At 65.1% G+C, this 2,132-nt stretch carries 4 protein-coding genes; 2 read left to right on the top strand and 2 right to left on the bottom strand.

Annotated elements, in window-relative coordinates; all coding sequences use genetic code 11:
* Window positions 1-4 precede the first annotated feature (4 nt).
* The gene (locus ACIP0B_RS28395; RefSeq protein ID WP_400838505.1) at window positions 5-403 is read left to right on the top strand and encodes a flagellar basal body-associated protein FliL; all 399 of its coding nucleotides are present in this window, start codon (window positions 5-7) and stop codon (window positions 401-403) included.
* Window positions 404-583: 180 nt separating this feature from the next.
* On the opposite strand, the gene ACIP0B_RS28390 is transcribed toward ACIP0B_RS28395, so the two are convergent.
* On the bottom strand, window positions 584-1,036 hold the full coding sequence (locus ACIP0B_RS28390; RefSeq protein WP_400838502.1) for an EVE domain-containing protein: 453 nt from the start codon (window positions 1,034-1,036) through the stop codon (window positions 584-586).
* 196 nt (window positions 1,037-1,232) lie between these two features.
* On the opposite strand from ACIP0B_RS28390, the gene ACIP0B_RS28385 reads away from it, so the two are divergent.
* Window positions 1,233-1,388, top strand: a complete 156-nt coding sequence (locus tag ACIP0B_RS28385; RefSeq protein ID WP_170929950.1) for a hypothetical protein — start codon at window positions 1,233-1,235, stop codon at window positions 1,386-1,388.
* Between the two features lie 40 nt (window positions 1,389-1,428).
* Here ACIP0B_RS28385 and ACIP0B_RS28380 read toward each other — a convergent pair whose 3' ends face one another.
* Window positions 1,429-2,034 (bottom strand): 5-formyltetrahydrofolate cyclo-ligase, encoded by a 606-nt coding sequence (locus ACIP0B_RS28380; protein WP_400838499.1) that lies wholly within the window; start codon window positions 2,032-2,034, stop codon window positions 1,429-1,431.
* Window positions 2,035-2,132: the final 98 nt, after the last annotated feature.

Genomic DNA, 2,132 nt, shown 5'->3' with positions numbered 1-2,132 from the left:
CTCGATGATCAGGTCGCAGCCGGCCCTGTCTCTGCCTGTGGCAGCGCTGGCCGAAGAAGCCAAAGAAGGCGAGGCGCCGAAGGTCAACTACATCACCCTGAGCCCGCCGTTCGTGGGCAACTACGGGCTGGACGGCACGCCGAAGCTGAAGGTCTACAAGGCCGACGTGGCGCTGCGCGTGACCGGCGAGGAGTCGACCAAGCTGGTCAAGGCCAACGAGCCGCTGATCCGCAACCAACTGGTGGCGCTGTTCGCCCAGCAGTCGACCGAGACCATGAACAGCCCCGAGGCCAAGGAAAAGCTGCGTCAGGAAGCGCTGAAGCAGACCCAGCAAGTGATGAACGACGAAACCGGCAAGCCGGTGGTCGAGGACCTGCTGTTCAACAACCTGATCATTCAGTAAATGACGGGGCGACTGCGCCGGCCTCATCGCTTGCAGGCAAGCTCCCACAGGTTTTGGTGGTGACGCAGATCCTGCATGCACCCGCTATCCCCTGCGGGAGCCAGCCTGCTGGCGATGGCGTCAGTCGAGGCGCCGCCGGGCACCATCGATCGCAAGGCATTCTTCGGGCCGGCGAACGGCTCAAGGCTTGAGCGCAATCACCGCCGCCCACTGCTCCGGCGTCACCGGCATCACCGACAGCCGCGACCCCTTCTGCACGAGCGGCATTTGCGCCAGCGCCGCCTGCTGCTTCAGGTAATCGAGCTTGAGCACCCGGGCGAACGTCTCGACGTGCTCGACATCGATCGCGCTCCAGGCGTTTTTCTCGGGGCTGGCCTTCGGGTCGAAGTAGTGGCTCTCCGGCTCCAGCGCCGTCGGATCCGGGTACGCCGCCTTGACGATCCGGCCGATCCCGGCGATGCCCGGTTCCGGGCAACTGGAGTGATAGAAGAAGAACAGGTCGCCGACCGCCATGGAGCGCAGGAAATTGCGCGCCTGATAGTTGCGCACGCCGTCCCAGCGCGCCTTGCCGAGCTGTTGCAGGCCTTTGATCGAGAGCTCGTCGGGTTCGGATTTCATCAGCCAATAGGCCATGGTTCTTGCTCCTGGCAGGGGTCGTCGGGCAGGTCGTCGGCAATTTTATGACAAACCGACGGTCGGTTGACGTCAGCGTTTGCGCGGCGGTTCACGTTGTCGCAAAATGCCGGCCTTTAAAGCTTGACGCTGCTGCACGGCTACGAACGGAAACCGCTGCTGTCATCGTGATGATGTGCCTTGAGGGGGGCAATCGATGAAACGCAAACCGGATTTGCTTTGGACTTTGGTGATCTTGTTCGGTCTCGGCGTCGTGACCACCGGTTATGCGCAGAGCCTGTGGGCCAACAAGGCCGACGCACCGGTCGAAGTGGCGCAGCAGGTCCAGCAGTCGACCGCCTTCAAGCGCTGAACCCCTTCTTGCAGCGACGCCGCCGTCTCCCTCGCGGCGTCTATTGCGCCACGTACCATGCCTTGTCCGTGACCGTGCCCTGCAACGGCACATCCCAGCTGGCCTGCGCCAGACGCCCCACTTTCTGACATTCATGGGCCAGCCCCAGCAGCACCGGCTTGCGCCAGCTCTTGCGCCGGGACAGGTACGCCAGGCTGCGGTCATAGAAACCGCCGCCCATCCCCAGGCGCCCACCGGCATCGTCAAACCCCACCAACGGCAGCAGCACCAGGTCCAGCGCCCATATCCTGCGCTGGCGGGCCGGGTTGATCCGCGGCTCGAGGATGCGGAAGCGGTTCGGTGCCAGCTTCTCGCCGGGGCGGATGCGCTGGAACACCATCTTGGTTCGCGGCCAGGCGCTCAGCACCGGCAGGTAGGTGGCCTTGCCCCGGCGCTGGGCGGCGCGCAGCAGCAGGCGCGGGTCGATCTCGCCGTCGGTGGGCAGGTACAGGGAAACGTGCTTGGCCCGGCGGAACTGCGGGTGCTGCGCCAGTTGCCGGTACAGGCCTTCGGCGGCCTCGCGTTGCTGGCTCGGCGTCAGCGAGCGGCGGGCCTTGCGCAGCTGTCGGCGCAGTTGGGGGCGGGTCGGCGGCGCAGGTTCGGTCATGGTTCGGCTTCGGCGAAGGGGGGCGAAAACGTACGCATAAAAAATCCGATGCCGGCATGCACCGGCATCGGATTCGAATCAGGCTCCCCGGATGAGCC

The sequence above is a fragment of the Pseudomonas sp. NPDC089534 genome (assembly GCF_044749305.1).
GTDB classification, from domain to species: Bacteria; Pseudomonadota; Gammaproteobacteria; order Pseudomonadales; family Pseudomonadaceae; genus Aquipseudomonas; species Aquipseudomonas ekonensis.
The sequence above is the reverse complement of the archived record's forward strand: the minus strand, read 5'-3'. Positions and strand labels throughout refer to the sequence as shown.

What these genes read in the sequence shown, in the direction of transcription:
- ACIP0B_RS28395 (WP_400838505.1), top strand. Translation starts at nt 5, where the DNA reads ATGATCAGGTCGCAGCCGGCCCTGTCTCTGCCTGTGGCAGCGCTGGCC.
- ACIP0B_RS28390 (WP_400838502.1), bottom strand. Translation starts at nt 1,036, where the DNA reads ATGGCCTATTGGCTGATGAAATCCGAACCCGACGAGCTCTCGATCAAA.
- ACIP0B_RS28385 (WP_170929950.1), top strand. Translation starts at nt 1,233, where the DNA reads ATGAAACGCAAACCGGATTTGCTTTGGACTTTGGTGATCTTGTTCGGT.
- ACIP0B_RS28380 (WP_400838499.1), bottom strand. Translation starts at nt 2,034, where the DNA reads ATGACCGAACCTGCGCCGCCGACCCGCCCCCAACTGCGCCGACAGCTG.